Genomic DNA, 6,974 nt, shown 5'->3' with positions numbered 1-6,974 from the left:
GCCATCGAGGGCAGCCAGCGTGAGAGCCATCCCTGCCTCGTTCGCACACCCCGATCTTCTACACCAACCGGAGCGCGCTCGCACTCAAGAAGGTAGGGCGGCATGACCGAGCGAATCAGCAGACACAGCGTGCCGCGTGGTGCGGCCATATGCGCGCCTCCGGCACGACGCCACCCCGAGCCGTCAGGCGAGGGGATCGCATGAGCGCCACCATCGTGCCGGAGGCGGAGACGGGGGCCGCCGCGGCGGTCCGCCGCAACTTCTGGCGGGGCGTCTGGCGGGTCATGCGGCGCAAGCCGAGCCGGATGGTCGGTGCGGTCATCCTCGTGGTGTTCGCCCTCATGGGGATCCTCGGGCCGATGCTCTACCCCGACCCCCTGCCGCGCGACACGAGCGCGCTCTACGCGCCCCCGAGCCTGCGGCATCCGTTCGGCACCGACTTCGAGGGGACGGACGTGCTCGCCCTCGTCGTCACCGGTTCCCGGTACGTCCTGCTGACGGCCCTCGTGACGGCCGCCATCACGGTCGTCGTCGGCGCGGGCGTCGGGCTGTTCGCCGGGTTCCGGCGGGGCCGCTGGGACACCGTGCTCATGCGGTTCACCGACATGAAGCTCACGATCCCGGGGCTGCCGCTGCTGCTGGTGCTGTCGACCGTGTGGAAGTTCACCGGCGCGGTCGAGATGGGCCTGGTGCTCGGGCTGCTCGGCTGGGGCGGTGTGGCCCGGGCCGTGCGGTCGCAGACGCTGTCGCTGCGCGAGCGGGGCTTCATCGAGGCGGCCCGGGGGCTCGGCCTGTCCACTACGCACATCGTCGGCAGGGAGCTGCTGCCCGGCATGGCTCCGTACATCGCGATGAACGCGCTCATCGCGGTGACCGGCGCGGTCTACGCGCAGGTGGGCCTGTTCTTCCTGGGCGTGCTGCCGTTCGAGGCGAACAACTGGGGCGTCATGCTCAACCTCGCCGTCTTCGGCGGCGGCGCGCTGACCACGACGGCCGCGCTGCCCTATCTGCTGGCGCCGCTGCTGGCGATCCTGCTGCTCACGCTCGGCATCGTGCTGGTCGTGGACGCCATGGACGAGATCTTCAACCCCCGGCTGCGGGAGGAGTGAGCATGGCTCCCGAGCAGAGTCCTCCCGGCGTCCGGATCCGCGGGCTGACCGTGGTCTATCGCACCCCGGCCGGCGAGCTGCCCGCGGTGTCCGGCGTCGACCTCGACCTCGCGCCCGGCACGATCACCGGTGTCGTCGGCGAGTCGGGCTCCGGCAAGTCGACGCTCGCGTTGTCGCTGCTCAACGCCGTCCAGCCGCCCGGCAGGATCGCGGCGGGCAGCGTCGAGATCGACGGGCTCGGCGACGTCGTCGCACTCGGCGGCGAGGGGCTGCGCCGAGCCCGGGGGCGGCACGTCGGGTATGTCTTCCAGGCGGCGCAGAACTCCCTCAATCCGCTCAAGACGGTCGGCAAGCAGGTGCTCGACCTGGGGCGTTCGCACGGCGTCGAGGACCCGCGCGGCCTGCTGGCCGACGCCCGCGACCTGCTCGGCCGGATGGGCCTGGACGGCGCCCGGGTGCTCGACTGCTATCAGCACGAGCTGTCGGGCGGCATGCGCCAGCGGGTCGGCATCATGCTGGCCCTGGTGCTGAACGCCCGCCTCGTCGTGCTGGACGAGCCCACGACCGCCCTCGACATGATCACGCAGGCGACGATCCTGCGCATCGTGCGGGAGGTGCACGCCGAGCGCGGGCTCACCACGCTCGTCATCACCCACGACCTCGGGGTGGTCGCCGAGGTCGCCGACCGGCTCGCGGTCATGTACGGCGGGCGGCTGGCCGAGCAGGGGCCCACCCGGGAGGTGCTGGCCGCGCCGCGCCACCCGTACACCCAGGGGCTGCTCGGGGCCATCCCGCGCCTCGTCGGCGATATCGGCGAGGCACGCGCCCTGCCGGGCCGCCCGCCGACGCTGGCCGGCATCCCGGCCGACGGGTGCGTGTTCCGCGAGCGCTGCCCGCTGCGCATGGACGTGTGCGAGACCGGCCGGCCGCCGGTGGTCGTCTCGGGCTCCCGGTCGGCGGCCTGCCATGCCGTACGGGACGACGAGGGGGACAGACCGGCCGTGGCCGCCGTGACGGGGGAGGACCAGGCATGATCAGCGGGATCGGCATCACGAAGACGTTCCGGCAGCGCGGCGGCGTGCTCGGCGCCCGGGAGGTGCCCGCGCTGCGCGGCGTGGACTTCGCCATTCCGAAAGGAGGCGCGGTCTCGTTCATCGGCGAGTCGGGCTGTGGCAAGACGACGCTCGGCCGGATCATCGCCGGGCTGGAGACCTGCGACTCCGGGGAGATCGTCATCGACGACGTGGCGATGTCGTCGCTGAGCCACCGCAGGCGGCAGCCGTACTTCCGCCGGGTGCAGCTCATCCACCAGGACCCCTACTCCGCGCTGAACCCGACGCGCACGATCCACCAGGCCCTGGCCGCGCCGCTCGCGCTGCGGGCGAAACAGACCGGCCGGCCGCACTCGTGGGCGGACGAGCGGGCCAGGGAGCTGCTCGGGCTGGTCGGGCTCGACCCGGGCTACGTGCTGCCGCGTTATCCCCACCAGTTGTCGGGCGGCATGCGCCAGCGCGTGGTGATCGCCCGCGCGCTGACCGTCGATCCCGAGGTCCTGGTCGCCGACGAGGCCGTCTCGATGATCGATGTGTCGCTGCGCCTGGGCATCCTCGCGCTGCTCAAGGACCTGCGCGAGCGGCTCGGGGTGAGCGTGCTGTTCATCACCCACGATGTGGCGACGGCCCGCTATATCGGCACCGACGGCGAGCTGTACGTCATCTATCGCGGCCAGGTGGTCGAACGCGGCCCGGTCGAGACCGTCATCTCGGCCCCGGTGCATCCCTACACGCAGGCGCTGCTGTCGGCCATACCGGTGCTGCACGGCCTGGAGTCGCCGGGCGAGCAGCGCGTGGTGCCGGTGGAGGCGTCGGGAGAGTACCCGGACGGGTGCCTGTTCGCGCCGCGCTGCCCGTTCAGGACCGAGCGGTGCGAACGCGAGCGGCCCGCGCTCGGCCGCGACGGCGACACGCCGCAGGAGCACGCCTGCTTCCATCCCGAGCGCCGCAGCGTGGTCGCACTGCCGGTGAGCCGCCGGTGAGGAGTCGTCCGGACGCGTACGGCGAGCGGGGGAGGCCGGAGATGGAAACCGACGACAGGGACGAGATGACTGACCCACTGACGGGCCTGTCCACCGAGCACGGAGAGCTTGAAACCGAGCTCGGCGAGCTCTATACCGAGCAGGGCGAGTTGTACACCGAGCAGGGCGAGTTGTACACCGAGCAGAGCGATCCGCGTTATCGCGAGATCGACCGGCTGCCGACCGAGGAGATCGCCCGCCTGATGAACGCGGCCGACGCCACGGTGCCCCGCGCGGTGGCCAGGGCCATCCCGGCCGTCTCGGCCGCCATCGACGCGATCGCCGCCCGGATGGCGCGGGGCGGACGCCTGTTCTACGTGGGGGCGGGGACGTCCGGCAGGCTGGGCGTGCTCGACGCCTCGGAATGCCCGCCGACCTTCGGCACCGACCCCGAGCTGGTGCAGGGCGTCATCGCGGGCGGCGAGGCCGCGCTGACCCGGTCGGTCGAGGGTGCCGAGGACGACCGCGACGGCGGGGCGGCGGCCGTCGCCGACCGCGGCCTGGGCCTGCTCGACTCGCTCGTGGGGATCTCCGCCAGCGGACGCGCGCCGTTCGTGCTGGGGGCGCTGGACGCGGCCGCCCGCCGTGGGGCGCTGACCGTGAGCCTGTCCTGCAACCCGGGGTCGCCGCTGTCGGAGCGGGCCGAGCATCCGATCGAGGTGGTCGTCGGCCCCGAGGTGGTGGCCGGCTCGACCCGGCTCAAGGCGGGCACCGCGCAGAAGCTCGTGCTCAACATGATCTCCACGATCGTGATGATCCGGCTCGGCAGGACGTACGGGAACGCCATGATCGAGGTCTCGGCGGTGAACGAGAAGCTCGCGCGCAGGGCGACGCGGATGGTCGGCGACATCACCGGCGCGGGGGCCGCCGCCGCGCGGGGCGCGTTGGAGGCGGCGGACTGGAACGTCAAGGTGGCGGTGCTGATGATCGAGCGCGACCTTGGCCCGGACGGCGCCCGGGCGCTGCTGAAGGCCAACGGCGACCGGCTGGAGGCCGCCCGCCGCGCCGGCGGCGCGGCCTGACCGACTGACCGGTGGCCGCGCTCTCGGGGAACCAGTGGAGCGGACGGTTCCGCGCGGGTGGGTCAGGCCGAACGGGCGCGGCGGTGGGCGTCGCCGAGATAGTCGGCGAGCGCGTCGCGGGTCGCCCGTAAGGCCGCGTCGGAGCTGTCGAACGTGCGCTGCGCGACGCCGACGAAGACGCAGTCGACGATGAGCAACTGACTGATCCGGCTGGCCAGCGCGCCCGGCCGGAACGCCGTCTCGCGCCCGGCGGAGACGAGGACGTGATCGGCGAGCCCGGCCAGCGACGAGCGCGGGTTGTTCGTGATGGCCACGGCCGTCGCGCCGGCCTTGCGGGCGACCCGGATCGGGCCGAGCACGTCGGGCGTCTCGCCAGTGCAGCTCACCCCGACGGCCACGTCTCCCTCGCGCAGCAGCGCGGCGCTGGTGAGCGCGAGGTGGGCGTCGGTGAAGTAGTGGCCGGGCAGCCCGATCCGCATCAGTTTCTGCGCCATGTCGGCCGCGACGAGGCCGGAGGCGCCCACGCCGTACACGTCCACGCGGCGGGCGCCGGCGACGGCGTCCACGACCGCGCCGAGACCGTCGGGGCTGAGCTGGGCCGCCGTGTCGGCGAGCGCCTGCGACTCGGCCCGGGTGACCTTGGCGATCACGTCGGTCAGCGGGTCGTCGGGGGCGAGGTCGCCGGGCACGAGCCGCTCGGGGGTGTCCCTGGCGACGGCCGCCGCGAGGGCGAACCGCAGTTGCGAATAACCGGCGAAGCCCAGCGCCCGTGCCGTCCGCACGATCGTCGCCTCGCTGATCCCCGAGACCGCGCTGACCTCGGTGATGGTGCTGCGGGCCACCATGGCGGGGTCGTCGAGGATGAGGCGCGCGATGGTCTGGGCGGCGGGGGTGAGCGAGGGCAACACCGCACGCACCGTCGCGATCGGGTTGACCGGTGCGCCCTCGTTCTCGTTCATTGCGTGCAGCCTCTCCTGTGCGCGATCAGCTTAGATCCACGCGCCCGCCGGTGCGGGACAACGCGGACAGAAGTCCACATGTCGAGACATGTGCGGTGTGACCTGGATGCCCGCTGCCGTCTCTCCTGAGGACCTCTTGGGGCAGATTACACGTCGATGACACTTTCTTTTATCCACATTGATCTGAAAGTAAGTTTCTGTCAGTGTCGTGATCGCCGAAACCCCCCGGCCTTCGGAGGTCCGATTGAGCTCTCCCTCCCGGCGTGCCGTGCTGCGCGGCCTGACCCTCGCCGCCGCGGCGTCGGCCGCACCGCTGCCGTCCCTCGCCGCGTCCCCCGCTTCCGCCTCTTCCGCCGGCTACGTGCCACCGCTGCGCCAGATGCGCGGCATGTGGATCGCCTCGGTCGTCAACATCAACTGGCCGTCCAAGACGGGCCTCACGCCCGAGCAGCAGCGGGCCGAGTTCGAGGCCTGGTGCGACCTTGCCGTGGCGCGCCGGCTCAACTCCGTGTTCGTGCAGATCAGGCCCACCGCCGACGCCTTCTGGCCGTCCCCGTACGAGCCGTGGTCGCAGTACCTCACCGGGGTCCAGGGGCAGGACCCGGGCTACGACCCGCTGGGCTTCGCCGTCGAGGCGGCCCACCGGAGGGGGCTGGCGTTCCACGCCTGGTTCAACCCCTACCGCGTGTCGATGCAGTCCGACCCGGCCAAGCTGCACCCCGATCACCCCGGCCGCAAGCACCCCGAGTGGATCGTCCCGTACGGCGGGAAGCTCTACTACAACCCCGGCATCCCCGAGGTCCGGGCGTTCGTGCAGGACGCGATGCTCGACGCCGTCACCCGCTACGACATCGACGGCGTCCACTTCGACGACTACTTCTACCCGGTCAACACGACCGAGTTCGACGACAGCGCGGCCTATGCGGCGTACGGCGGGGGCTTCGCCGACCTGGCCTCCTGGCGGCGCAACAACGTCGACCTGCTCGTGCGGGAGATGCAGCAGCGCGTGCGGCGGGCCAAGCCCGAGGTGATCTGGGGCATCGGCCCGTCGGGCATCTGGCGCAACAAGGCCACCGACCCGCTGGGCTCTGACACCAGCGGCGGCCAGTCGTACGACAACCTGCACGCCGACACCCGCACGTGGGTGAGGAACGGCTGGCTCGACTACATCGCGCCGCAGCTCTACTGGTACATCGGCCAGTCGAACGCCGACTACGCCAAGCTCGTCCCCTGGTGGTCCGGCGTGGCCGCCGGGACCGGTGTGCAGCTGTGGATCGGCCAGGCGGCGTACAAGGCGGGGACGGCCGGGCAGCCCGCCGAATGGTTCCAGCCGGACGAGCTGTCGCGGCACCTCACGCTCAACCGTGACCACTCGGAGGTCGGCGGAGACATCTGGTACAACGCCGCCGACGTCCGCGACGACCGCCTCGGGTCGATCAGCGGCGTGCTGAACGAGCACTACACCCGGCCCGCGCTCGCACCGCTGCTGCCGAGGCTCGCGGGCGGCGAGCCGCCGCGCCGTCCGGTGCTCGCCTCGGCCCGCCGCGTGAGCGGGGGCGTGGAGCTGCACGTCGAGGCCACCGGACCCCGCGCGCCGTTCCAGTTCGCCGTCTTCCGGTTCGACCGGCCCGCCCGCCCGCAGGACTTCGCCGACGCGGAGCACCTGGTCGCGGTCGTCCCGGGGGACCGGCACGTCCGCTGGGTCGATCCGGACGGCGCACGCGGCCACCGCTACCACGTCACGGCCGTCGACCGGGTCTCCCGGCAGAGCGAGCCGAGCGGGGAACGCGGCGTCCACTGAGCAGGGCCC

The 6,974-nt window shown here is 72.4% G+C and carries 6 protein-coding genes; 5 read left to right on the top strand and 1 reads right to left on the bottom strand.

Annotated features, from left to right (window positions below; genetic code table 11):
* The first annotated feature begins 200 nt into the window (after positions 1-200).
* The 4 genes from FLV34_RS29855 to murQ all read left to right on the top strand — a co-directional run bounded on the left by FLV34_RS29855 (position 201) and on the right by murQ (position 4,205).
* Positions 201-1,109 (top strand): ABC transporter permease, encoded by a 909-nt coding sequence (locus FLV34_RS29855; RefSeq protein ID WP_142649253.1) that lies wholly within the window; start codon positions 201-203, stop codon positions 1,107-1,109.
* 2 nt (positions 1,110-1,111) lie between these two features.
* The gene (locus FLV34_RS29850; protein ID WP_147944678.1) at positions 1,112-2,143 is read left to right on the top strand and encodes an ABC transporter ATP-binding protein; all 1,032 of its coding nucleotides are present in this window, start codon (positions 1,112-1,114) and stop codon (positions 2,141-2,143) included.
* Complete coding sequence (locus FLV34_RS29845) at positions 2,140-3,144, top strand: ABC transporter ATP-binding protein (protein WP_142649255.1); 1,005 nt, start codon at positions 2,140-2,142, stop codon at positions 3,142-3,144. The genes FLV34_RS29850 and FLV34_RS29845 overlap by 4 nt, the downstream gene beginning before the upstream one ends.
* Positions 3,145-3,209: 65 nt before the next feature.
* Positions 3,210-4,205, top strand: coding sequence for an N-acetylmuramic acid 6-phosphate etherase (gene murQ, locus FLV34_RS29840; RefSeq protein ID WP_147944677.1), 996 nt, complete (start codon positions 3,210-3,212; stop codon positions 4,203-4,205).
* A 62-nt stretch (positions 4,206-4,267) separates the two neighbouring features.
* Here the strand turns inward: murQ and FLV34_RS29835 are convergent, their stop codons facing one another.
* Positions 4,268-5,164, bottom strand: a complete 897-nt coding sequence (locus FLV34_RS29835) for a MurR/RpiR family transcriptional regulator (RefSeq protein ID WP_147944676.1) — start codon at positions 5,162-5,164, stop codon at positions 4,268-4,270.
* 244 nt (positions 5,165-5,408) lie between these two features.
* Between FLV34_RS29835 and FLV34_RS29830 the strand changes: the two genes are divergently transcribed.
* Positions 5,409-6,965, top strand: coding sequence for a glycoside hydrolase family 10 protein (locus FLV34_RS29830; RefSeq protein WP_147944675.1), 1,557 nt, complete (start codon positions 5,409-5,411; stop codon positions 6,963-6,965).
* Positions 6,966-6,974: the final 9 nt, after the last annotated feature.

Origin of the sequence: Microbispora sp. CSR-4 (assembly GCF_008033685.1) — a bacterium.
Taxonomy (GTDB): domain Bacteria; phylum Actinomycetota; class Actinomycetes; order Streptosporangiales; family Streptosporangiaceae; genus Microbispora.
Note: the sequence above shows the minus strand (reverse complement) of the source record. Positions and strands in the feature narration are given on the sequence as shown.